At 59.6% G+C, this 23278-nt stretch carries 24 protein-coding genes and 2 pseudogenes; 12 read left to right on the top strand and 14 right to left on the bottom strand.

Going from position 1 to position 23278, the window contains the following annotated elements:
* The first annotated feature begins 62 nt into the window (after nucleotides 1-62).
* The 5 genes and pseudogenes from ALQ04_RS05145 (at nucleotide 63) to ALQ04_RS05125 (ending at nucleotide 3974) form a co-directional block, all read left to right on the top strand.
* Nucleotides 63-611: a cupin domain-containing protein gene (locus ALQ04_RS05145; protein ID WP_122314774.1), complete on the top strand. Its 549-nt coding sequence runs from the start codon at nucleotides 63-65 to the stop codon at nucleotides 609-611.
* Between the two features lie 182 nt (nucleotides 612-793).
* A complete protein-coding gene (locus ALQ04_RS05140; RefSeq protein ID WP_122314773.1) occupies nucleotides 794-1216 on the top strand; it encodes a cytochrome c5 family protein in 423 nt (140 codons plus the stop codon).
* 140 nt (nucleotides 1217-1356) lie between these two features.
* Nucleotides 1357-1651 (top strand): annotated as a pseudogene (locus ALQ04_RS05135) (type II toxin-antitoxin system RelE/ParE family toxin).
* A 2-nt stretch (nucleotides 1652-1653) separates the two neighbouring features.
* Nucleotides 1654-1947 carry an addiction module antidote protein gene (locus ALQ04_RS05130; RefSeq protein ID WP_122314772.1) on the top strand — a complete coding sequence of 98 codons (294 nt, stop codon included), beginning with the start codon at nucleotides 1654-1656 and terminating at the stop codon, nucleotides 1945-1947.
* A 95-nt stretch (nucleotides 1948-2042) separates the two neighbouring features.
* Nucleotides 2043-3974, top strand: coding sequence for an acetyl-CoA hydrolase/transferase C-terminal domain-containing protein (locus tag ALQ04_RS05125; RefSeq protein WP_122314771.1), 1932 nt, complete (start codon nucleotides 2043-2045; stop codon nucleotides 3972-3974).
* On the opposite strand, the gene ALQ04_RS05120 is transcribed toward ALQ04_RS05125, so the two are convergent.
* From ALQ04_RS05120 to ALQ04_RS05105, 5 genes and pseudogenes are all read right to left on the bottom strand, one after another.
* On the bottom strand, nucleotides 3963-4382 hold the full coding sequence (locus ALQ04_RS05120) for a DUF6691 family protein (RefSeq protein ID WP_122314770.1): 420 nt from the start codon (nucleotides 4380-4382) through the stop codon (nucleotides 3963-3965). The genes ALQ04_RS05125 and ALQ04_RS05120 overlap by 12 nt on opposite strands.
* 2 nt (nucleotides 4383-4384) lie before the next feature.
* The gene (locus tag ALQ04_RS27010) at nucleotides 4385-4816 is read right to left on the bottom strand and encodes a YeeE/YedE family protein (RefSeq protein ID WP_221033387.1); all 432 of its coding nucleotides are present in this window, start codon (nucleotides 4814-4816) and stop codon (nucleotides 4385-4387) included.
* A gap of 24 nt (nucleotides 4817-4840) precedes the next feature.
* Nucleotides 4841-5644 (bottom strand): annotated as a pseudogene (locus ALQ04_RS05115) (sulfite exporter TauE/SafE family protein); the annotation flags it as partial.
* Nucleotides 5637-6890, bottom strand: a complete 1254-nt coding sequence (locus ALQ04_RS05110) for an FAD/NAD(P)-binding oxidoreductase (protein ID WP_122314769.1) — start codon at nucleotides 6888-6890, stop codon at nucleotides 5637-5639. The gene ALQ04_RS05110 and the pseudogene ALQ04_RS05115, both read right to left, overlap by 8 nt.
* A gap of 28 nt (nucleotides 6891-6918) precedes the next feature.
* Nucleotides 6919-7803, bottom strand: coding sequence for an MBL fold metallo-hydrolase (locus tag ALQ04_RS05105; protein ID WP_122314768.1), 885 nt, complete (start codon nucleotides 7801-7803; stop codon nucleotides 6919-6921).
* Nucleotides 7804-8072: 269 nt separating this feature from the next.
* Between ALQ04_RS05105 and ALQ04_RS05100 the strand changes: the two genes are divergently transcribed.
* Nucleotides 8073-9392: a sigma-54-dependent Fis family transcriptional regulator gene (locus ALQ04_RS05100; protein ID WP_122314767.1), complete on the top strand. Its 1320-nt coding sequence runs from the start codon at nucleotides 8073-8075 to the stop codon at nucleotides 9390-9392.
* A 3-nt stretch (nucleotides 9393-9395) separates the two neighbouring features.
* Here ALQ04_RS05100 and ALQ04_RS05095 read toward each other — a convergent pair whose 3' ends face one another.
* Together ALQ04_RS05095 and rep are read right to left on the bottom strand one after the other, a co-directional pair.
* Nucleotides 9396-9965 carry a xanthine phosphoribosyltransferase gene (locus tag ALQ04_RS05095; RefSeq protein WP_122314766.1) on the bottom strand — a complete coding sequence of 190 codons (570 nt, stop codon included), beginning with the start codon at nucleotides 9963-9965 and terminating at the stop codon, nucleotides 9396-9398.
* Nucleotides 9966-10019: 54 nt separating this feature from the next.
* A complete protein-coding gene (gene rep / locus ALQ04_RS05090) occupies nucleotides 10020-12029 on the bottom strand; it encodes a DNA helicase Rep (RefSeq protein ID WP_122314765.1) in 2010 nt (669 codons plus the stop codon).
* Between the two features lie 203 nt (nucleotides 12030-12232).
* On the opposite strand from rep, the gene ALQ04_RS05085 reads away from it, so the two are divergent.
* On the top strand, nucleotides 12233-13891 hold the full coding sequence (locus ALQ04_RS05085) for a bifunctional diguanylate cyclase/phosphodiesterase (protein ID WP_122314764.1): 1659 nt from the start codon (nucleotides 12233-12235) through the stop codon (nucleotides 13889-13891).
* Nucleotides 13892-14044: 153 nt separating this feature from the next.
* On the opposite strand, the gene ALQ04_RS05080 is transcribed toward ALQ04_RS05085, so the two are convergent.
* The 3 genes from ALQ04_RS05080 to ALQ04_RS05070 form a co-directional block, all read right to left on the bottom strand.
* A complete protein-coding gene (locus ALQ04_RS05080; protein ID WP_122314763.1) occupies nucleotides 14045-15538 on the bottom strand; it encodes a YifB family Mg chelatase-like AAA ATPase in 1494 nt (497 codons plus the stop codon).
* A gap of 233 nt (nucleotides 15539-15771) precedes the next feature.
* Nucleotides 15772-15945, bottom strand: a complete 174-nt coding sequence (locus ALQ04_RS05075) for a HipA N-terminal domain-containing protein (RefSeq protein ID WP_259644910.1) — start codon at nucleotides 15943-15945, stop codon at nucleotides 15772-15774.
* A complete protein-coding gene (locus tag ALQ04_RS05070) occupies nucleotides 15945-16241 on the bottom strand; it encodes a helix-turn-helix transcriptional regulator (RefSeq protein WP_122314762.1) in 297 nt (98 codons plus the stop codon). Before ALQ04_RS05070 ends, ALQ04_RS05075 begins: the two co-directional genes overlap by 1 nt.
* A 487-nt stretch (nucleotides 16242-16728) precedes the next feature.
* Here ALQ04_RS05070 and ALQ04_RS05065 point away from each other — a divergent pair, with 487 nt between their 5' ends.
* Complete coding sequence (locus tag ALQ04_RS05065; RefSeq protein ID WP_122314761.1) at nucleotides 16729-17271, top strand: hypothetical protein; 543 nt, start codon at nucleotides 16729-16731, stop codon at nucleotides 17269-17271.
* Between the two features lie 97 nt (nucleotides 17272-17368).
* Here ALQ04_RS05065 and ALQ04_RS05060 read toward each other — a convergent pair whose 3' ends face one another.
* Nucleotides 17369-17632 (bottom strand): accessory factor UbiK family protein, encoded by a 264-nt coding sequence (locus ALQ04_RS05060; RefSeq protein ID WP_122314760.1) that lies wholly within the window; start codon nucleotides 17630-17632, stop codon nucleotides 17369-17371.
* A 421-nt stretch (nucleotides 17633-18053) separates the two neighbouring features.
* On the opposite strand from ALQ04_RS05060, the gene glnK reads away from it, so the two are divergent.
* From glnK to sutA, 4 genes are all read left to right on the top strand, one after another.
* Nucleotides 18054-18392: a P-II family nitrogen regulator gene (gene glnK, locus ALQ04_RS05055; RefSeq protein WP_002555808.1), complete on the top strand. Its 339-nt coding sequence runs from the start codon at nucleotides 18054-18056 to the stop codon at nucleotides 18390-18392.
* A gap of 34 nt (nucleotides 18393-18426) precedes the next feature.
* Complete coding sequence (locus ALQ04_RS05050; protein WP_122314759.1) at nucleotides 18427-19764, top strand: ammonium transporter; 1338 nt, start codon at nucleotides 18427-18429, stop codon at nucleotides 19762-19764.
* 242 nt (nucleotides 19765-20006) lie between these two features.
* Nucleotides 20007-20432 (top strand): secondary thiamine-phosphate synthase enzyme YjbQ, encoded by a 426-nt coding sequence (locus ALQ04_RS05040; RefSeq protein WP_122314899.1) that lies wholly within the window; start codon nucleotides 20007-20009, stop codon nucleotides 20430-20432.
* A gap of 100 nt (nucleotides 20433-20532) precedes the next feature.
* A complete protein-coding gene (sutA, locus tag ALQ04_RS05035; RefSeq protein WP_122314758.1) occupies nucleotides 20533-20865 on the top strand; it encodes a transcriptional regulator SutA in 333 nt (110 codons plus the stop codon).
* Nucleotides 20866-20956: 91 nt separating this feature from the next.
* Here the strand turns inward: sutA and ALQ04_RS05030 are convergent, their stop codons facing one another.
* The 3 genes from ALQ04_RS05030 to ALQ04_RS05020 are packed head-to-tail and all read right to left on the bottom strand — an operon-like array spanning nucleotide 20957 to nucleotide 23275.
* Nucleotides 20957-21646, bottom strand: coding sequence for an HAD family hydrolase (locus ALQ04_RS05030; RefSeq protein ID WP_122314757.1), 690 nt, complete (start codon nucleotides 21644-21646; stop codon nucleotides 20957-20959).
* Nucleotides 21639-22538 (bottom strand): tyrosine recombinase XerC, encoded by a 900-nt coding sequence (xerC, locus tag ALQ04_RS05025; RefSeq protein ID WP_122314756.1) that lies wholly within the window; start codon nucleotides 22536-22538, stop codon nucleotides 21639-21641. The genes ALQ04_RS05030 and xerC overlap by 8 nt, the downstream gene beginning before the upstream one ends.
* A 2-nt stretch (nucleotides 22539-22540) precedes the next feature.
* Nucleotides 22541-23275 carry a DUF484 family protein gene (locus tag ALQ04_RS05020; RefSeq protein ID WP_122314755.1) on the bottom strand — a complete coding sequence of 245 codons (735 nt, stop codon included), beginning with the start codon at nucleotides 23273-23275 and terminating at the stop codon, nucleotides 22541-22543.
* Nucleotides 23276-23278 lie beyond the last annotated feature (3 nt).

Genomic DNA, 23278 nt, shown 5'->3' with positions numbered 1-23278 from the left:
CGCTGTTGCCATCATGGCGTCCATCTCGACTTTAACCTTACCGAATCAGGGGGAATGCCGCATTGGACGTCGGTGAACGACTGCAATCCATTCGCAAGCTCAAGGGCCTGTCCCAGCGTGAACTCGCCAAGCGGGCCGGTGTGACCAACAGCACCATTTCCATGATCGAGAAAAATAGCGTCAGCCCCTCGATCAGCTCTCTGCGCAAGGTGCTCGGCGGTATTCCCATGTCCATGGTCGAGTTCTTTTCCGAAGAGCTTGAGCCCGAAAATCCTGCCCAGGTGGTCTACAAGGCCAGCGAGTTGATCGATATTTCCGACGGCGCGGTGACCATGAAACTGGTCGGCAAGTCGCATCCCGGCCGGGCCATCGCCTTTCTCAACGAAATCTATCCCCCGGGCGCCGATACCGGTGAAGAAATGCTGGTCCACGAAGGCGAGGAAACCGGAATTCTGGTCGAGGGACGGCTGGAACTGGTCGTCGGTCTGGACACCTACATCCTCGAAGCTGGCGACAGCTACTATTTCGAGAGCACCAGACCGCATCGATTCCGCAATCCGTTCGATGTGCCGGCGCGACTAATCAGCGCAGCCACCCCGGCCAATTTTTAATCAGAAAGTACGCAATCGCCTCATGTACGCGGGCTGGCTGGCCAGAGACACCTCAAACGAGCAGGCAGGTTAATAACCATTCTTCTTGTAGGGGTGTTTCGGGGCAAAGGGCTAGTCGCTATAATTCGCCAGCCTGCCAGACCGTGGTCGCGGGCGTGATTAGTCACCATGAGGGTGTAAGCGTGAACCTGATAAACAAGATACTGGCAGTGGCTGCCATGTTGGCTTTTTGGGCATTCAACGCTCAGGCAGCGACGAATGATGAAATTGCCAAGCGACTTGAGCCAGTCGGGCAGGTCTGTGTTCAAGGTAAGGAATGCGCAGGTATGGCAGTCACGGCATCCGCCGCTGGCGGCAGCGCGAAATCTCCCGATGATGTCATCGCCAAACACTGCACGGCCTGCCACAGCGTTGGCCTGCTGAATGCGCCAAAGATCGGCGACAAAGCCGCCTGGGAAGAACGCGCCAAGAAAGAAGGCGGCCTGGACGGCCTGCTGGCCAAGGCCATCACCGGCCTCAACGCCATGCCACCCAAAGGCACCTGCGGCGATTGTTCCGATGCCGAACTCAAGGGCGCCATCGAAAAAATGTCCGGCCTCAAGTAAGCCGTACGCTGCACATCAAGCCGCCGTGGAAGCCTGAGCCTCGGCGGCTTTTTTGTGGGTGATGAGAGCCAGAAGCTGAACGGCAGACTTTCTTACAGTATTTCATGATACTTTTGTCTCCATATGGATACACTTGTGCCATGACTTATATCGTTCAGCAAACCAGAACCTTTGCTTCATGGCATGCAGCCTTGCGTGATATACGCGCAAAAATCGCCATTGCCCGGCGCATCGAACGGGCCAGTGGGGGGTAATCTTGGCGATGTGAAGCCAATCGGAGAAGGTGTTTCCGAAATGCGCGTAGATGTAGGTGTTGGCTACCGTGTCTATTTTACGACTCGCGACAGGACGCTCATCGTTCTTCTGGTGGGAGGCGATAAATCAACCCAGCCTGCCGATATAAAGCGGGCCAAAACAATGGCTAAGGAGGTTTGATGATGAATGAGATCCTCGTGCCTTTTGACATGGCATCACTGTTGGACAGCGATGAAGCAATAACCGAATACCTTACCCAGGTTCTGGCCGAAGGCGACACCGATGAACTGATACGTGCCGTTGGTCATGTGGCGAAAGCACGTGGTATGGCGCAGATTGCCAGAGATTCGGGTCTGGGGCGTGCCAGCCTTTATAAGGCGCTTGCGCCGGGCGCCAAGCCGCGCTTCGATACCATTATCAAGGTGATGCGTGCCATGGGGGTGGAACTGCAGGCCAGAGTCGTTGCACATTCCTGATTTTCAGGCATGTGCAAGAAATCCACCCCAGGCGCGCAACGCTATTCCCTGAACAAGGTCCAACCTCCATCTCGTCACAATCCCGGAGAGTTCGGATGCCGCAGTCCTGTTCCATCGAGCAAGCCGTCGATCATGTGCTCGCGCAGTTGCCCGAGCACATTCATATGGGCATGCCTTTGGGGCTGGGCAAGCCCAACCGGTTCGTCAATGCGCTGTACGAGCGCATCCAACAGCTTCCCGAGCGGCAACTGACGATCTACACCGCCTTGAGCCTGGGGCGGCCGACGGCAGGCGAGGGATTGCAGGCGCGGTTTCTGGAGCCGTTTCTGGAGCGGGTGTTCGGCGATTATCCGGAGCTGGATTTTCTGGCTGCGCTACGCCGTGACAACCTGCCGCCGAACATTCACATCCAGCAGTTCTTCATGCAGCCGGGCAGCCTGCTCAATAGCGATGCGGCCCAGCAGAGCTATATCAGCAGCAATTACAGCCATGCAGCGCGGGATATCAACGCCAGCGGCCTGAACCTCATCGGCCAACTGGTGGCCCGCGATGAGCGGCAGCCCGGCAAGCTCAGCCTGAGCTGCAACCCTGACGTGACCCTCGACCTGCTGCCGATGATCGCCAGGCGACGGGCTGCGGGCGAGACGATTCTGCTGCTGGGGCAGGTCCATGCCGATCTGCCGTATATGCCGGGAGATTCGGAGCTGGATGTCGAGGCTTTCGATTTGCTGCTGGAGGAGGAAGAGCGCAGCGTGCTGTTCTCGACTCCGAATATGCCGGTGGGCTTTCAGGACCATTTCATCGGTCTGCATGCCAGTACCCTGGTGCGCGATGGCGGCACCCTGCAGATCGGCATCGGCTCCATGGGCGATGCGCTGACTGCCGCCTTGTTGGCTCGCCAGGCCAATAACGAAACCTATCGCGGGCTGCTGGCCGAGCTGAACATGAGCAACTGGCAAACCATGATCGACCGCGAAGGCGGCGTTCAGCCGTTTGCCAACGGGTTGTACGGATGCAGCGAGATGTTCGTCAACGGGCTGCTGGTGCTGGCTGATGCCGGAATTATCCGGCGCAAGGTGTATGCCGATGCCGAGCTGCAACGGCTGGCCAACCTCGGCACCCTCGACGAGAGTGCTCACCCCAATGGCGTGGTGCTGCACGGCGGCTTCTTCCTGGGGCCGCTGAGCTTTTATGAGCGCTTGCGTGAGTTGCCGGCCGAGCGGCTGGCACAGTTCAACATGACCGCCATCAGCTACATCAACGAGCTGTACGGCAATGAAGAGCTCAAGCGCCTGCAACGTCGCGATGCGCGCTTTATCAACAGCGCCTTTACCATGACCCTGATGGGGGCTGCCGTTTCCGACCAACTGGAAGACGGGCGAGTGCTCAGCGGGGTTGGCGGCCAGTACAACTTTGTGGCCCAGGCGCATGCACTGCAAGACGCCCGTTCCATCCTGATCCTGCGTAGTTGGCGTGAGTCGGGTGGCGAGGTCAGTTCCAATATTGTCTGGGAGTATGGTCATACGACCATTCCGCGCCATTTGCGCGATGTCGTCGTGACCGAATACGGTATTGCCGACCTGCGTGGCCAGACCGATGCCACGGTGATCGAGCGCCTGCTGAATATCAGTGACTCGCGCTTTCAGAGCGGCCTGATCGAGCAGGCGCAAAAAGCCGGCAAGCTGCCGAAGGATTTTCATCTCGATCCGCGCTTTACCCAGAACACGCCCGCACGTTTGCAGGACATCGCATCCCGTTACCCGGCGTTGTTCACCGAATACCCGCTGGGCTGCGACTTCACCTCGCAGGAGCGCGATCTGTTGCGGGCCTTGAACTGGCTCAAGAGCAAATTCAAGCTCACCGAACTTCTGGAACTGGGCAAGGCCACCCTGGATGCGCCCGAGCCTTCGGCTTATGCCGCGCACCTGCAGCGCATGCAACTCGATCAGCCCGAAGGCCTGCGCGAAGAGCTGTATCAGCGTCTGTTGCTGGCCGGCTTGCAGAGTTCGGTCGAATCAGCGCTTTGAGCGGTTTTCCAGGGCCCGGAATATCAACATGCCCGCCAGCATCGAGAGCACGAAAACCAGTGGTTGCCACTGCAGTGTCAGCAGCAGGGCGACGGCGGGTCCCGGACACAGCCCGGCAATCCCCCAGCCGACGCCGAACAGCAGGCTGCCGCCGATCAAACGCTTGTCCAGCGAGCGGCTGACCGGCAGTTGCATCGGTGCGCCGAGCAGCGACTGACTGCGTTTGCCGGCCCAGCGAAACGGCAGGAAAGCCACCGCGATCGCACCGACCATCACCAGCGCCAGGGACGGATCCCAAAGCCCGGCGATATCGAGAAAGCCCAACACCTTGGCGGGGTTGGTCATGCCGGCCAGCAACAGGCCGATGCCAAATAGAACGCCAGCCAGCAATGCGGTGAATTTGCGCATGCTCAGTTCCCCAACAAGTGCCGAATAATGAATACGGTGCTGAAGCCTGCCAGCATGAAAGTCACGGTCGCCAGCATCGAGCGGGGCGACAGGCGGGCGATGCCGCATACGCCATGGCCGCTGGTGCAGCCGGAGCCATAACGGGTGCCGATGCCGACCAGCAGGCCGGCCACGATCAGGCCGGGCCATGAAATATCAAACGACATTGCAGGCAGCACGCTGAACAGTCCCCAGATCAGCGGCGCCAGCAGCAGGCCGACAAGGAACAGCGCTTTTTCGGTACGGCCTTCGCCGGACTGCAACAGGCTGCCCAGCAAGCCGCTGATGCCCGTGATGCGTCCGTTGGCCAGCACGAACAGGCTGGCGGCCAGTCCGATCAGCAGGCCCCCGGCAAGTGCCGACCAGGGCGTGAAGTGAAGCCAGTCGATAACCATTGCGATCGTCCTTTCAAGCCAGGGTGCTGAAATGAGCATGGCTGCGGCAACCCACCCGGCGATGGCGAACAGTTGCTGCAAGCGAGGACCTGCAAGGTAGCGGGAAACCTGTCTGCCGCCTAGCAGGCCGATAATGGCTCCCGCGGCGAACGGTGCGCCGACAGCCCAGTGCATCACGCCCGCCAGCGATGCGCTGATAACGCTGCCGGTCGATACCAGCGCAATGACTGCCAGTGAGGTGGCGACCACGCTTTTCAGGTTCAGGTCGCTGTAGCGGGTCAGTGCCGGGATGATGACAAAACCGCCGCCCACGCCCAGCAAACCCGACAGCAGGCCCGAGGTCATGCCGGTCAGCGTCAGCGCCCGGATGCAGGGCATGGTCCAGCGTAACCGGCCTCGTAGTGGGTTGAGCACACACGGCAAGACTTCCTGACGACAGGTTGGCGGCCCGTGCTTCAACTCGTGGCTGGCCTTGATGAAAATCCGCCCACAGGCATAGAGCATCACGACGGAGAAGATCAGCAGCAGCGGTGTATTGGGTACACGGTGGGCAAGCCACAGGCCCAATGGCGCCATGAGGACGCCGATTCCGGCGATATACAGCGCGGCCCGGTAGCGGACAATGCCCTGGCGCAAACCCAGAATGGCGCCGAGCGCCGCTGCCAGGCCCACGGCCAGCAGGCCGATGGGCGCAGATTCGACCATCGACAGCCCAAGCCCGAACACCAGCAGCGGCACGGCCAGAATCCCTCCGCCTGCGCCGGTCAGCGCCAGCACTGCACCAATGATCGCACCCAGACCTGCACCGAGCAGTTGATGCTCATCCATGGGCGCTGACAACCACTTGCGGCCTTGCCAGCCATTCGCGGCCTTTGAGCATTCCGTGCCAGTAGAGCGGTGGCAGCACGCGCTCTTTCAGCCACCAGGCCAGGCGTGTCGGCTGACGGCCATCGAACAGCCAGAGCGGAAAGCTCGGTGCGACCTTGCCGCCATAAGTGAATTCGGCCAGCACAATCTTGCCGCGTTCGACGGTGAGCGGGCAGGAGCCGTAGCCGTCATAGACCGCCTGTTGCTTTGCGCGGCCCAGCGCCACTAGCACGTTAGTGGCTACCACCGGTGCCTGTTTGCGGGCGGCTGCCGCGGTCTTGGCGTTGCTGGTGTTGGTGGCGTCGCCCAGGCAGAAAATATTGCCGAACGAGCGGTGCCTGAGGGTCGCCGGGTCGACATCCAGCCAGCCTGCCGCATCGGCCAGTGGGCTTGAGCGAATGAAATCCGGTGCGGTCTGGGGCGGCACCACATGCAGCATGTCGAAATCCTGCTCGATGGTCTGGCTGCTGCCGTCGGCTCGGGTCTGGATAAACGTGGCGCGTCTGGCCGGGCCGTTGACCGCTACCAGCCGCTGGCCGAACTGCAGGTCGATGGCGTAGCGCTCGACGTATTTCATCAAGGCGGGCACATACTCCGGCACGCCGAACAGCACGGCCCCGGCGTTGTAGAAGCGGGTGTTGATCTGCGCCAGATGGCCGGATCTTAGCCAGTGATCGCAGGACAGATACATGGCCTTCTGTGGCGCGCCGGCGCATTTGATCGGCATCGGCGGCTGGGTGAACAGCGCCTGCCCGGCCTTGAGTCCCTGAACCAGCTCCCAGGTGTAGGACGCCAGGTCACAGCGATAATTGGAGGTAACCCCGTTGCTGCCGAGAGTTTCCGGCAGACCGTCGATGGCGGCCCAGTCCAGCTTCAGGCCGGGACAGACCACCAGTTGCCGGTAGCCGACAGTGCGGCCGTCTTCCAGCGTCACGCTGTTGCTGTGGGGCTCGAAGCCGGCCACGGCGGCCTTGATCCACTGCACGCCCTTGGGGATCAGCGACGCCATGCTGCGCGCGGTCGATTGCGGCGTGAACACGCCCGCACCGACCAGCGTCCAGCCCGGCTGGTAATAGTGCGTGTCAGCCGGATCGATGATGGCGATGTCCAGCGAGGCATCACGGGCCAGCAGGCTCGCAGCGGTCGCGAGTCCGGCAGCACCGGCTCCGACGATCAGTATCTGGTGGAAGGGGTTGGTCAGGCTCATGGCAGGTTTTCCACACGCAGGCAGCGATTCAAAGAACGTTAAGCGGGATTTTCAGGTAGCGGATGCCGTTGTCTTCCGGCTCGGGAAAGTGCCCGCAGCGCATGTTGATCTGCACCGACGGCAGCATCAGGACCGGCATTTCCAGAGTTGCATCGCGGGCTTCGCGCATGCTGACAAAGGCGTCTTCGTCGATACCTTCATGCACATGGATGTTGTGGGCGCGCTGTTCGCCGACGCTGGTCATGTATTGCAGTTCGCGGCCATTGGGCAGGTAGTCATGGCACATGAATAGCCGGGTTTCTGGCGGCAGGCTCAGAATCCTCTGGATGGAGCGATACAGCGTGCGCGCATCGGCACCGGGAAAGTCGCAGCGGGCCGTACCGTAATCGGGCATGAACAGGGTATCGCCGACGAACGCGACAGTTTCGTCGCCGATCTGCACCATATATGTCATGCAGGCAGGGGTGTGGCCGGGCGTGTGCAGGGCGCGGGCCTGAAGCGCGCCGATGGCAAACACGGCATCGTCATCCAGTAGCGCATCGAACTGAGTGCCGTCGCGGGCAAAGTCCGGCGGCGCGTTGAACAGCTCGCCAAACACCTTCTGTACTGCGGTGATATGGCTGCCGATGGCGATCTGTCCGCCCAGTTGCCGCTTCAGGTAAGGCGCGGCAGAAACATGGTCGGCATGCACGTGGGTTTCCAGTATCCACTGCACCGATGCATTCAGCGCCTTGACCCGCTCGATCAGGCGGTCGGCCGAGTCGGTGCGGGTGCGCCCGGACTTCGGGTCGTAATCGAGCACGCTGTCGATCAGCGCGCATTGCCGCTCGACAAGGTCCATCAGCAGATAGCTGACAGTCCATGTATGGCTGTCGAAGAGTGCTTCGATGTACAGCCTTTCCCCAATGATCATTGCTGTGTCCCCATGGCTGTAAATGGCTGTCACCCACACAAGCGCAGGCAGGCAGCGATTGGCAGTCTGCTGTATTCATTCCAATAAGCATGCCAATCGGTCAGGTGGACGAATTGCCCAATGAATGCTTGATCCTGATCAGTTGAGCAGAGCGTTGCGGACTCTGCCAATCTGCATGGACTGCCAGTTTCTGGCAGTCGGGTGGCAGTGATTGGCAGTCTCTGGCAGTCAACCGGGTTACTCTGTGCGCAGAATCAGCAGGAGCGCCCATGTCACTTATCGCCAGCCAGTTTCCCGGCAGTCAGATGCAATCCCTGGTGTCGTACCTTGAGCATGACGAGCGGCCAACCATCGTCCTGGACACGCACTACAACATCATTGCTGCCAACACGGCCTATCAGCGCCAGTTCGGCGTCGAGGGCCGGCCGCATGTCGGCGAGAAGTGCTATCGGGTTTCCCATCAGTTCGCCGTGCCCTGCGATCAGGCCGGCGAGCACTGCCCGATGCGCAAGGCCCATGAAACCCGTCTGCCGGAACGACTGCTGCATATTCACCATACGCCACGCGGTCCCGAACATGTGGATGTGGAGTTGCGGCCGATACTCGACGACAACGGCGCAGTGATTGCCTATGTCGAGCGGCTGAGCAGCGTAGCCGTAGCTTCGGTCCTGCCGCAGCAACATGGGCTGGTGGGGCGCTCGCCCGCTTTCAAGCGGGTGCTGGCCGAGCTGCAGCGCGCCGCGCCGGCGCAGATTCCGGTCCTGCTTCAGGGCGAGTCGGGCACCGGCAAGGAACTGTTCGCCCGCGCCCTGCATGCCAGCAGTTCAAGGGTCAATGGTCCGCTGGTGGTGGTCGATTGCACCGGGCTGACGGAAACCTTGCTGGAAAGCGAACTGTTCGGCTACGAGAAAGGCGCCTTCACCGGTGCGTTGCAACGCAAGACCGGTCTGGCCGAAGCTGCCCATGGCGGCACGCTGTTTCTCGATGAAATCGGCGAAGTGCCGCTGGCCATGCAGGTCAAGCTGTTGCGGCTGATCGAGTCCGGCAGCTTTCGGCCCGTCGGTAGTTTGAGGACCGTGCACTCCGACTTCCGACTGGTCTGCGCCACCCACAAGCCACTTCAGGAAATGGTCGCCGAAGGCAGTTTCCGCCAGGACCTGTTCTATCGCATCAGCGGTTTTCCGATCCGCCTGCCCGCCTTGCGCGAGCGCAGCGAGGACTTGCCGCTGCTGATCGACAGCCTGTTGCAGCGTTCGGCGCAAGGCGTTGTGCCGCGCATCGATCCGGCGGCGATGAAACAGCTTTGCCTGTACGGTTATCCCGGCAACATTCGCGAACTGCGCAATATCCTGGAGCGCGCCCGGCTGTTTACCGACGACGGGATCATCCGCGTCGAGGATTTGCCCGCGCAAGTGCAGGGCCGTGCCGAATCCGGCTTGCCGGGCTATCGCCGCAAGGACGACGGGCTGGAGCAACTGGCCCATGCGCTGAGCGTGTTCAAGGGTTCACGCAGCGAACTGGCCAGGGAGCTGGGTTTGAGCGAGCGCACTTTGTATCGACGCTTGCGTGCGCTCGGTGTGACGGACTGAGCCTTACTTGAAGGTCACCATGCCACCGGCCAGCGATTCCACTCGCGCCAGGGACTCTACGCGATAGCCCAGCGCATCCAGCTCGGCACGGCCGCCCTGGAAGGACTTTTCAATCACGATGCCGAGCCCGGCCACTTTGGCGTCGGCTTGCTGGATGATGGAAATCAGCGCCTGCGACGCTTTGCCGTTGGCCAGGAAGTCATCGATGATCAGCACGTTATCGTTGCTGTTCAGATGCCGTGGCGAGATCACCACCGTGCTTTCGGTCTGCTTGGTGAAGGAATACACGGTTGCCGACAGCAGGTTCTCCGTCAGGGTCAGCGACTGATGCTTGCGGGCGAAGATCACCGGCACGCCGAGGTTCAGGCCGGTCATCACCGCTGGCGCAATGCCCGAGGCTTCGATGGTCACGATCTTGGTAATGCCTGCATCCGCGAACCGCCGGGCGAACTCGTCACCGATGGCTTTCATCAGTGCCGGGTCGATCTGATGATTGAGAAACGCATCGACCTTCAAGACTTGATCGGAAAGTACGATGCCTTCTTCGCGAATTTTCTTGTGCAGTGCTTCCACTTCAGTTCCTTGGGTGCGCCCGGGCGCCTTGATTGATCGATTTTTGTACAGGTTTCAGCGCTTGAGCATGGCGCGGATATCCGCCAGTGCCGTATTGCCGCGCACCGCTTTCACTTCAGTCGGCGTGTCATCGTTGCCTTCCCAGGCCAGATCGTCCGGTGGCAGTTCATCGAGGAAGCGGCTGGGCGCGCAATCGATGATTTCGCCATACTGCTTGCGCTTGGCGGCAAAGGTGAACGCCAGTGTCTGCCGGGCACGGGTAATGCCAACGTAAGCCAGACGGCGCTCTTCTTCGATGGTGTCGGCCTCGATGCTGGAGCGGTGCGGGAGAATCTCTTCTTCCATGCCCATGATGAACACGTAAGGAAACTCCAGGCCCTTGGAAGCATGCAGGGTCATCATCTGCACACCTTCGGCGCCGTCTTCCTCTTCCTGCTGACGTTCAAGCATGTCGCGCAAGACCAGTTTGCCGATGGCCTCTTCGATGGTCATGCCGCCATCTTCGTCTTTTTCCAGGGTGTTCTTCAGCGCCTCGATCAGGAACCAGACGTTGCCCATCCGGTAGTCGGCGGCCTTGTCGCTGGAGCTGTTCTGGCGCAGCCAGTTCTCGTAGTCGATGTCCATGACCATGCTGCGCAAGGCGGCAATCGGGTCGTTCTGCGCACATTGCTGACGCACGCCGTCCATCCAGCGCTTGAAGCGTTGCAGGCGGTCGGTGAAACGGCTGTCCAGATGTTCGCCCAGGCCGATTTCCTCGGTGGCGGCGTACATCGACACCTTGCGCTCGGTGGCGTAGTTACCGAGTTTTTCCAGGGTCGTTGAGCCGATTTCCCGACGCGGCACGTTGATCACGCGCAGGAAGGCGTTGTCGTCGTCCGGGTTCACCAGCAGACGGAAGTAGGCCATCAGGTCCTTCACTTCCTGGCGGCCAAAGAAGCTGTTGCCGCCAGACAGGCGATAGGGAACCTGATGATGCTGCAGTTTCAGCTCGATCAGCTTGGCCTGATAGTTACCGCGATAGAGGATGGCGAAATCGCTGTACGGGCGGTCGGTGCGCAAGTGCAGGGTGAGGATTTCCATCGCCACCCGTTCGGCTTCGGCGTCTTCGTTGCGGCAGCGGATCACGCGGATTTCATCGCCGTGCCCCATCTCGCTCCACAACTGCTTCTCGAAGGCGTGCGGGTTGTTGGAAATCAGCACGTTGGCACAGCGCAGAATGCGGCTGGTGGAGCGGTAGTTCTGCTCCAGCATCACGACTTTCAGCGACGGATAGTCTTCCTTGAGCAGCATCAGGTTTTCCGGCCGCGCACCGCGCCAGGCATAGATCGACTGGTCGTCGTCGCCTACCACCGTGAACTGATGGCGGGTACCGATCAGCAGCTTGACCAGCAGGTACTGGCTGGCGTTGGTGTCCTGATATTCGTCCACCAGCAGATAGCGGACCTTGTTCTGCCACTTTTCCAGAATGTCGGCATGTTCCTGAAACAGCTTGACCGGCAGCAGGATCAGGTCGTCGAAGTCCACCGCGTTGTACGCCTTGAGCGTGCGCTGATAGTGGGTATAGACGATGGCGGCGGTCTGCTCCTTGGGGTTGCGGGCATTGGCCAGCGCTTCGGGAGGCAGGATCAGGTCGTTCTTCCAGGCGCCGATCATGTTCTTGATCTCGTCGACGCCATCGTCGCCCGAATACTCTTTCTGCATGATGTCGGTCATCAGGGCCTTGACGTCGGTTTCGTCGAAAATCGAGAAACCCGGCTTGTAGCCCAGCCGTGCATGCTCCTTGCGGATGATGTTCAGGCCCAGGTTGTGGAACGTCGAGACGGTCAGGCCGCGACCTTCGCCGCCCTTGAGCAGGGTGCCGACCCGCTCCTTCATTTCCCGCGCGGCCTTGTTGGTAAAGGTCATGGCCACGATGTACTGCGCACGAATGCCGCAGTTCTGGATCAGATGGGCGATCTTGCGCGTAATTACGCTGGTCTTGCCGGAGCCAGCACCGGCGAGCACCAAAAGAGGGCCGCCGACATAGTTCACGGCTTCCTGCTGCCGAGGATTGAGTCGGGACATGGCGGTATAGAGAGTCGGTTGCGAAAAGGTCGGGCATTTTAACAGGCCCGGACATTTATGCAGTGCTGATCGTTGCACGGCAGTGACGGCTATCTAATTTTTTTGTTTTTGTTACATTTGCCCGCAGCGCGAAGATGCGTCCGTCGGTCACACCCGTTCGAGTGGGGGGTGATCGGTTTTTCCTTTGCCGTTAGGGAGTTAGCGTGCCTGTGCCTGTCGAGCCCTTACGATTGCTGCTGTTGGCCCGCGAGCCTGCATGGCGAGCGCTATTGAGCCGTTGTCTGGCGCCGCTGGGCGATGAGGTCATTGTGTATCAGGCCGCTGACTGGAGCGCGTTCCGCAGCCAGCCTGGCGATGAGCCCCCGACCTTGCTGCTGACAACTCCCGAACTGCAACCGCCAGTCGGAAGTTGCACCTTGCCGATGGTGATGCTGCTTGAAGAGGAACCGTTCGTCGCTCCGCTCGGGACCTGCGACTGGCTGGTACGTGACAGCCTCACGCCCGATACCGTCCGTCGCTGCCTGCGGCATGTGCGCGAGCGTGGTGTGCTGGAAGACACCTTGCAACGTATGGCCGGGCAAGACCCGCTGACCGGGATCGCCAATCGCCAGGGTTTCCAGACCTTGCTGGCTGCCCGGCTGGCTGAAGGCTCGGCTTTTGCGCTGGCACACCTGGACCTCGATAACTTCCGTCGGGCCAACGATGCACTGGGCCATCAGGCTGGTGACCAGCTGATTCTGCAAGTGGTTGCGCGGCTCAAGAGCCAGCTCGACGCTGCCGACCAGCTTGCACGTCTGGGAGGCGATGAATTCGCTGTGCTGATCGACACCAGTCGTGGCCCGCAGCGGGCGGCCCTGATTGCCGAGCGTATTACCGATGCGCTGTCCGAGCCTTACTGGATCGAGCGAGAAAGCCTGCTGATCGGCTGTAGCCTCGGCGTCGCTCATGCACGGGCCGAAGCTGGCGTCGACCCATTGATGTGGCACGCCCATATCGCGATGCGCCAGGCCAAGAGCCTGCAGGGCTGCACCTTTCATCTTTTCGACGACAGCATCAGCCGCAACGTGCGCAGCCTTGCCGACCTTGAAGCCGACCTGCGCAAGGCACTGCGCAATGACGAACTGGAACTGCATTACCAGCCTCGTCGGTGTCTGAGTACCGGCAGTGTGGTCGGCCTTGAAGCGCTGGTGCGCTGGCGCCACAGCAAGCGCGGTCTGTTACAGCCCAGCGAATTCGTGCCCCTGGCCGAACAGAGCGGCATGATCGTCCCGCTGGGATACTGGGTCATCTTCAGGGCCTTGCGTGATATGCAGGCCTTGCGCGAACAAGGAATCGCCCCGCTGCATATGGCGATCAACCTGTCGTTCCGGCAGTTTCAGGACAGCCAGTTGCTACCGACCCTGAGCCGCCTGATTACCGAACACGCCATCGATGCGCACTGGCTGGAGTTCGAGCTGACTGAAACTGCGGTCATGCGCAGCAGCGAACAGGTCCGGCGGATCATGGATGCCCTGCGCCAACTGGGCGTGCGCTTCTCCCTCGATGATTTCGGCACCGGCTTTTCCTCGTTCATGCACCTCAACAACCTGCCGATCGAACTGCTCAAGATCGACAAAAGCTTTGTCGGTGAAATGGACCAGCGCGAGGAAAACCGCAAACTGGTCCACGCCATGATCAACCTTGCCCACAACCTGAACCTGGAAGTGGTAGCCGAAGGTGTGGAAAACCATGAGCAGCTTGCCTTGCTGCGCAGCTTTGGTTGCGATCAGGTCCAGGGCTACCTGATCAGCCGCCCCTTGCCGATGATTGAGCTGGTCGAGTATCTGGCGTCGAACGAGCGCCTTAGGCTAGCCCACTGGTAGGAGTGAATTCATTCACGAAGGGCCAGGGTATCTACAGGAAACGTGTCGCCTTGAATGCCGTCTTCGCGGATAAATCCGCTCCCACGAGATGAGTTTCAATCTGTGGGAACGAGTTTATTCGCGAAAAGATGGCCCCAAGGTCTCCCACAAACCTCAACTCCCCGAAGGCCGATACTGCAATGCCTCGGCCAGATGCCGGCGATCAATCGCATCTTCCTGCTCCAGATCCGCCAGCGTCCTGGCCACTTTCAACAACCGATGTGCTGCCCGCAGCGACAAGGTCAAACGCTCACAGGCAGTCTCCAGCCAGGTTTCATCCGCCGTAGACAACCCACAATGCTCGCGCAAACCCGGCAGGTCGAGAAAGGCATTGGCGCAGCCCTGGCGTTTTTGTTGGCGGTCGCGGGCCTTGGCGACCAGAGCGGCGGCGCTGGCGGTGTCATCGCCGGTTTGTGGTGCCGGGTTGAGGGCAGTGGCTTCGCGGGCGACGGTCAGGTGCAGGTCGATACGGTCCAGTAATGGCCCGGAAAGCTTGTTGCGGTAGCGCTGGACTTGTTCGGTCGAGCACCGACAGCGGCCTGTGGGCTCGCCCATATAGCCGCACGGACAAGGGTTCATGGCCGCGACCAGTTGGAAGCGCGCTGGAAAGCGTACCCGATCCCGTGCCCGGGAAATCACGATATGGCCGGATTCCAGCGGCTCCCGCAAAACCTCCAGAACACGGCGGTCGAACTCGGGTAACTCATCAAGGAACAGAATTCCGTGATGGGCCAATGTGATTTCCCCGGGCTGAGGACGACTACCCCCTCCGACCAGCGCCGGCCCGGATGCAGAATGGTGAGGTTGACGAAAAGGTCGCTGCGGCCAACTGCTCAGCGGCACCTGGCTGGCCACCGATTGAATCGCCGCAACTTCCAGCGCTTCATACTCATCCAGCGGCGGTAACAGGCCTGGCAGGCGACTGGCGAGCAACGTCTTGCCAGTGCCGGGCGGCCCGCTGAAAAGCAGGTTGTGCGCCCCGGCCGCGGCAACCACCAACGCGCGCTTGGCGGCAGTCTGGCCCTGGACTTCGCTCAAGTCCGGATAAGGCTTGGGCTGATGCAAAAGCCCGCTGGACTGATACGGCTTGATGGGCGTGCGCCCGTTGAAGTGCGCGACCAGCTCCAGCAGATGATTCACGGCAATTACCCGCAAGCCTGAAGCCAGGCACGCTTCCTCGGCATTGGCTGCCGGTACGATCAAGGTGCGTTCCGCTTCCCGGGCGGCCAATGCCGCAGGCAACACGCCCTGAATCGGCCGAATCGCCCCCGACAACGCCAGTTCGCCGAGGCATTCAACATCCTGCAATGCAATCAACGGCAATTGCCCACTGGCTCCCAGTAATCCCAGCGCAATTGCCAGATCGAACCGGCCACCATCCTTGGGCAAATCCGCCGGAGCGAGGTTAAGCGTGATCCGCCGCGCCGGAAAATCCAGTCCGGAATTGAGAATGGCACTGCGCACCCGATCCTTGCTTTCCTTGACCGCACCTTCCGGCAACCCCACCAGTGTCAGGGTGGGCAGGCCGTTGGCCAGATGAGCTTCGACCGTAACGGCGGGTGCTTCCACGCCAACCTGGGCGCGGCTGTGGACGATGGCGAGAGACATGATCTTCCTTGAAAACGGCAGCCGCTTCCTGCGGCGTTTTCAAGGATAGTCAGTGTGCGGCGGGAGGCCGGGGTGGAAGTTCTTCGGTATGTTTCTGAAAGTGCTTTTTGTAAAACCGCAGGAAATAGAAAAAATACTTTCTGCTTTTGGATCTGTCTCATGCCGAATGGAGAACCCAGTCCGAAATTGAGAGTGGCATCGCGCCCTTCCGATTCCTGCTTTTCTGAGCGGTACTATTCGTCATTACCTGAAATATTGGTAATCGGTGAAAGATTGAATCCTGTCGCGATCCAGCCCGGGTCGTATGTGAAGTAAATGCCTTTCCCTTCGGCTCTGTAGAGATCTCCGACCTTGACGCCTTCTTTCAGCACTGTGAGGGCTTCTATGTGCTTGAACCTTTTGGTCATCACTTCATCCCTCGCTTGCGCTTGGCATTCTTCAATTCTTCGTAGGTATTCGGATGTTCAGGTTTGAAGAGCCTGGTTACCGAAGCCAGTTCATCAAGCGCAGTGGCCATCAGGATCAGCGCCTCAAGGGTCACCACCCCGGTCATTTCGAATCGTCTGATCGTCGACTCCGAAACGCCCGATTTTTCAGCGAGGGTCTTTCGTGAGAGGTTTTTTGAGAGCCGAAGGGTTTTCGCGTTTTCGCCGACCTCCCGGGCCACCTCGGCGGGCGAATAGAGCAGGTGCATGAACGACATGGCTGGGCCTCCAGAAATCTTCCAATAGCGCCTATATATGACTATTTATAGAGGAAAAAAGGTCTATTTTGCTCATATATAGATATTTTCAGTTCTGCACGCTTTGAAATGAAATCATAAATGTAAAGTGTTCATATGTGATCAATTAAAAGCAATATTTATGCATAAATTGCCATATATGAACATTTTTATTTTTATGCGATGTCATGATTTCGCTCATCTCTAAAGCACCCTCTGTCAGAGCTGCCCTTCCGGTTGGCTCCCCAGCTTCAGCTCAATCCGGCTGGTGTTTCATCTATCGTTTTCAAAGCCCTTGGAACACCGCCCCTCGATATGGGTCCCTTTAGGTGCATGGCGCAGTTATCTGTGCATGGAGTGCCGCACAAGGCTCACTTGCGAATAACGCATGGGGGGCCGCCATCATCTCCTGAATACCGCAAGGTCAGGGCCATGAGTGCGAATAGCCTGGACCGGATGGAGGTGGACCTTGTCACGAATTTTGACTTCTCAGAGCATTGATACGGGCACCAGCGCCAGCGAGCATGATGCCAAGATGTTTGGATCGCCCAAGGATCGTCTGGATTTCTACCGCAAGGAAATTCAGTACGAAACAACCATTCTGGCCAATCGGACGGATGCCTATCTAGCCGCGCAGTCCTTTCTGGTGATTGCTTTCGCTTCTAGCATGGCCAATCTCAATCCGGACTGGGGCAAGCTGTTCACGCTGTTTGTCCCGCCGTTTCTGGCGCTGCTGGGGGCGTTGAGTTCCTTGAATGCCTGGCCGGGTATTCGCGCTGCCTACGACATCATCGACCATTGGCATTACAAGCAAAGCGAGCTGCTGCGCAGCGAGCCGATCATGGGCATCGCGTATGACGAGTCGCCGCTGTTCAATGAGCATGAGTCAACGCACAAGGGCTATCGCAAGGCGCTGCTGTTCTCCATGCGAACGCCCTGGATCTTTGCGATTTTCTGGGTTTTGCTTGGCGGGTGGGCGGTCATCATTCAGGTTGTGGGGTTTGGGGGGTAACGGCCAGCACTAGCATTGCGCTGGCTGGCATTTCCCGACTGGTTGTCACTGCCAGGCGGGAAGGTATTTCTCGTGGTTTCTGTTACGTGGTGCCCGATTACTCCCGCGCAGCCGCTCCCAGCCTCTCTTCCATCTCCGCCACCTTGGCCTCCAGTGCCTCAAGGCGCGCGCGGGTGCGGGCGAGGACGGCCATCTGGCTGTCGAACTCTTCGCGGCTGACCAGATCCAGTTTGCTGAAGCCGCTTTGCAGCAGTGCCTTGAACTGGGTTTCAAATTCGTTGCGTGGCAGCGGCGTTTCGCCATTGAACATGCGGGAGGCGTGGCCGCTCAGGGCGTCGAGGAAAGCTTTGGGCGCGAGCATGATGTTTTTCCTGAATCAGATGGGCGGCAGTGTAGCACGCAGCGTCTATAGTCATTTTCAGGGGATCAACGGTGCACGATTATTGAGCGTCGGGGCGTGCACGAGTGCACTGTAGTTGTGCATTGGTGGGCGGGTAGAGCGGCTTCGAGGAGCGAAAAAGTACTCAAGGCCCTGTATTTGATGATTTTTCACGAGATGGCAAGCTTTCTGCTTAAGGGCTTATGACCCATGCACTGATGCAGTCGCTGTGACGAATGCAGTGCGGCAGGCGGAGCGGGGATGTGTTTCGTCAGAAGCGGTTTTCTGGAGTTGGTCGGGCCTTTAACTGGCGACCGACGCGTTACAAAGCCAGGCACTGCGCTTAGACTTGAGTCGGGTTTGTTTTCCTGGGGCAAGTCCACCAATTCGGGAGAAAGTTTTCATGAAGCTAGTCACTGCCATCATCAAGCCGTTCAAACTGGACGACGTGCGCGAGTCGCTGTCCGAAATCGGCGTGCAGGGCATCACTGTTACCGAGGTCAAAGGTTTCGGTCGCCAGAAAGGTCACACCGAGCTGTATCGCGGTGCTGAATACGTCGTCGACTTCCTTCCAAAAGTGAAGATCGATGTCGCTATCGATGACAAGGATCTGGATCGCGTCATCGAGGCCATAACCAAGGCTGCCAACACCGGCAAGATCGGGGACGGCAAAATTTTCGTTGTCAATCTGGAACAGGCCATCCGCATCCGTACCGGCGAAACCGATACCGACGCCATTTAAGCCGCCAAACCCCCACGCCCCAGGAGAAAACAATATGACTCTGCGTCAATTCGCAGGGCTAGGAGCCCTGTTGTCCCTCGTAACCCCTGGCCTTGCCATGGCGGCAGAGGAAGTTGCAGCCCCTGTTCTCAATTCCGGCGATACCGCCTGGATGCTGACAGCCACCGCGCTGGTGCTGTTCATGACCATTCCAGGTCTTGCCTTGTTCTACGGCGGCATGGTCCGCTCCAAGAATATTCTTTCCGTGATGATGCAATGTTTCGCCATCACGGGTCTGATCAGCATTCTGTGGGTTGTCTACGGCTACAGCATTGCGTTCGATACCACAGGTATGGAAGCTGGCGTCGTCAACTTCAATTCCTTCTTCGGCGGCATGGGCAAGGCGTTCCTGGCCGGCATCACGCCTTCGAGCATCACCGGTTCTGCGGCGTTGTTCCCTGAAGCGGTGTTCGTCACCTTCCAGATGACCTTCGCCATCATCACTCCAGCCCTGATCGTCGGTGCTTTCGCAGAACGCATGAAGTTCTCCGCGATGCTGATCTTCATGGGCGTCTGGTTCACCCTGGTCTACGCGCCAATCGCGCACATGGTCTGGGGCGGCGTCGGTGGCCTGATGTGGGACTGGGGCGTTCTGGACTTCGCAGGCGGCACCGTTGTTCACATCAACGCCGGTATCGCTGGTCTGGTTGCCTGTCTGGTACTGGGCAAGCGTAAAGGCTTCCCGACTACCCCAATGGCCCCGCACAACCTGGGTTACACCCTGATCGGCGCGGCGATGCTGTGGATCGGCTGGTTCGGCTTCAACGCCGGCTCCGCTGCTGCTGCAAACGGCACTGCCGGTATGGCCATGCTGGTCACCCAGATCGCCACCGCTGCCGCTGCACTGGGCTGGATGTTTGCCGAGTGGCTGACGCACGGCAAGCCAAGCGCTCTGGGCATCGCTTCGGGTGTGGTTGCCGGTCTGGTTGCCGTCACTCCTGCTGCTGGCACCGTAGGCCCGATGGGCGCGCTGATCATTGGTCTGGCGTCTGGCGTGATCTGCTTCTTCTGCGCTACCAGCCTGAAACGCAAGCTGGGCTATGATGACTCCCTGGACGCCTTCGGTGTTCACGGTGTCGGCGGTATCGTCGGTGCACTTCTTACCGGTGTGTTCGCTGCACCTGCGCTGGGCGGCTTCGGCACTGTGACCGACATCGGTACGCAAGTCTGGATTCAGTTCAAGGGCGTTGCCTTCACCGTGGTCTACACCGCCATCGTGACCTTCATCATCCTCAAGGTGCTGGATGCCGTAATGGGCCTGCGCGTCACCGAGGAAGAAGAGTCTGTGGGTCTGGACCTTGCGCAACACAACGAGCGTGGCTACAACTTGTAATCAGCCGTCGCTGCAGAAAGAAATGCCCGGTCTCCGGGCATTTTTTTTATCCGGATTTTGTGAACCATCTGAACATTCCAGCTTCCATTGTCAGTGCCGTTGCCAATGATTGCGGCTTATCGATGCAGTGGTCGCAATGTTGTCGCGGGGATGATCATCAACGGGTAGTGCAGCTTGTTTATTGCGCGCTTTGCTTTTTTCTCAGTCGAGTTAGAATGCGCGCCGAACGTGCGGAGAACGGTATGTGGCATCAATCCAGAATTACCCTCCGGGCAAGGCCACGCGGGTTTCATCTGGTAACGGACGAGATCCTGGCTGGCTTGCCCGAGCTGCGTGATTGTCGAGTCGGATTGCTGCATTTGTGGTTGCAACATACCTCGGCTTCGTTGACCGTCAACGAGAATGCCGACCCGGCTGTGCGTCGCGATTTCGAGCGTTTCTTCAGTCGCCTGGTGCCAGAGGGTGCCAACGGATATGAGCATGACGACGAAGGTCCTGACGATCTGCCGGCGCATTTCAAGGCCAGTCTGCTGGGCTGCCAGTTGGTTTTACCGGTTACGGCGGGGCGATTGGCGTTAGGCACCTGGCAAGGTGTTTATTTGGGTGAGCATCGAGATGCTGGCGGTGCTCGCAATGTCCTGGCAACCCTTCAGGGTGAATGGACATGACCGCTGGGTTTCAGCGGTTGTTGAATTTTTTCCGACAGCCTTCGATTTTTGGGGCTGCTGGGCTATAACTAATCTGCTTTCGCAAGTCATGAGGTAGAACATGAGCGACGACGACAACGATAACGACGATCTGGTAGACGATCTGGAAGGTGAGGAAGACGGCGAGGAGCTTGCTGCTGCTCCGGAAGATGACGCTGCCGACTCTGACGAAGGTGCCGAAGTCTCGGCTACACCTGCCAAGGGCAAGTCCAAGGCTGCTGTTTCGGTCGATGAGCTGCCCAGCGTAGAAGCCAAGAACAAAGAGCGCGATGCTCTGGCCCGTGCGATGGAAGAATTCCTCGCGCGTGGTGGCAAGGTGCAGGAAGTGGAGGCCAATGTGGTCGCCGATCCGCCCAAGAAGCCGGATAACAAATACGGTAGCCGCCCTATCTAAGGGGGCAATGGCCGTATGAGAAAAAGCCCGCTGTCGCTGCGGGCTTTTTCTTGGGTGATGGTTTTTGCTGTGTTGAGCTTGTGGGAGGCTCCTACAGGCGCTTCAGGATTTCAGGTAGCTGGCTCAGGCTGCTGATCTCGGCATCCGGCAGGGTGTCGGATTCCCAGGCCTTGCCTAGCGGGTTGTACCAGATGGCCCGCATGCCGGCGCGTTGGGCGCCTTCGATGTCGTCACAGGGGTGGTCGCCGATGTGGATGGCGTTGCTGGCGTCGCAGTTGCCGCGCTTGAGCGCTTCCAGGAACGGGGCCGGATCGGGTTTGCCGATGCCCAGGTCTTCGGCGCACAGCGCGAAAGCGAAATAGTCCGCCAGCCCCAGGCGGCGTACATCGGCATTGCCGTTGGTTATGACGCCCAGAGTGAACGTCTTGGCGAGGATTTCCAGGGTCGGCTGCACCTCCGGGAATATCTGCACCTGATGACGGGCGTGCAGGAACACCTCAAAGCTCTGGTCGGCCAGTTCCTGTGCCTGCGAATCCTCATACCCCGCATCTTGCAGCGCATGAAACAGCACCCGGCGTCTCAGGGCGCTGATGCGGTGTTTGAGGGTCGGTTCGGCTTCGATCAGCCGTGCGCGAATCTCCCACAGGTGCTCGACCGGTATCGGCCCGAGCCTTGGAGCATGTTCGCTCAGCCAGTCGCGCAGCACCGCTTCGGCGCTGACGATGGCTGGAGCCGTGTCCCACAAGGTGTCATCGAGGTCGAAGGTAATGAGCTTAATCATCGGCAGATCCTTTGCGTCTGGCGCGAGGGTGGGCGCTGTCGTACACGCTGGCCAGGTGCTGAAAGTCCAGGTGGGTATAGATCTGTGTGGTCTTGATGTCGGCATGGCCGAGCAGTTCCTGCACGGCGCGCAGGTCCTGCGAAGACTCCAGCAGATGGCTGGCGAATGAATGACGCAGCATGTGCGGGTGCAGGTTTTGCCCCAGTTCGCGTTCCCCGGCGATCTTGACCCGCTTCTGGATCGCCCGAGGCCCCAGGCGCCGGCCTTGCTGGCTGACGAACACCGCATCGTCCGGCGGGTTGGCCAGGGCGCGCAGGGGCAGCCAGCTTTCCAGTGCCTGACGGGCTTTACTGCCCACCGGCAGTACGCGGGTCTTGCTGCCCTTGCCGAGCACTTGAACCAGTCCGTCGCGCAAATCCAGCTGATCGAGGTTCAGGCTGGTCAGTTCCGACAGGCGTAGACCCGAGGAGTAGAGCAGTTCGAGGATGGCCTGATCGCGATGGGCCAGGAAGTCATCTTCGATGGCGCCATCGAGCAGTTGCGCGGTGCGGTCGGTGTCGAGGGTCTTGGGCAGCCGTCGCTCGCCCTTGGGCGGCGCCAGACCGTTGGCAGGATCGTGCTCGCAGAGGCCTTCGCGACACAGGTATTTATAGAAACCACGCACCGCCGAGAGCATGCGTGCCAGGCTGCGCGAGGACTGGCCCTTCTGATGCTGACGGGCAATGAAGCTGCGCAGATGCTGGATGTCCAGATCCACCCAGCTTGAAATCTGTGCCTTGCGGCTGTATTCGAGGACCGTGTTCAAGTCGCGTCGATAGGCATCCAGCGTGTGAGGCGACACCTGACGCTCACTGCGCAGGTGAGTGCAGTAGGCGTCCAGATGCTGTTCCATGGTCAGCGAACCGAGCGTAATGAATGGGTGAAGCGTGGCAGCAAGCGGCTCAGCACGTCAGCGATATAACCGAGGAACAGGGTGCCGACCGAGCTTTTGTAATGCTGCGGATCGCGACTGCCAATCGCGAGTACGCCATGCAGGCCCAGATGGTTCAGGGTGACGATGGCGGTAGAGCCCACTTCCTTGCTTTGCTCGGCGCCGAACAGGAAGGTCAGTTCATGTTCGCGCAAGGCGCCGCATACGGTCTTCTCGCCAATCAGGCCGCCGATGGCTTTCTGTGCATCGGCACTGCTGACCCAGCGGCCTACCGGCATGGGGTTGTCGCTGAACAGGACCAGGCTGACAAACGGCACCTGGAACTCCTGACGCAGGCTGTCTTCCACCGCGATGATCAGTTCATCCAGGCTGGTGGCGTCCATCATGGCAAGGTTGAGGCGTCGGGTTTTCTCGAACAGGCGATCATTGTCGCGGGCTACATCCATCAACTGCGAGAGCCGATGGCGCATTTCGATATTGCGCTCGCGCAGCAGCTTGAGCTGACGCTCGACCAGCGAGACGGTATCGCCACGCTGGTGAGGGATGCGCATCGATACCAGCAACTCGTCGTGCTCGGCGAAGAAGTCCGGTTGTTTGAGCAGGAAAGCGATGACCGCCTCTGCTTCAAGGTTTGGCACTGCGCTATCGGCAGTCGATACGCTGGTGTTGTCGGTTGAAGCCGGAGGCTGATCGGTCATCGC

The sequence above is a fragment of the Pseudomonas cichorii genome, from assembly GCF_003700275.1.
GTDB lineage: Bacteria > Pseudomonadota > Gammaproteobacteria > Pseudomonadales > Pseudomonadaceae > Aquipseudomonas > Aquipseudomonas cichorii_B.
This window is presented reverse-complemented; position numbering and strand designations above follow the sequence as displayed.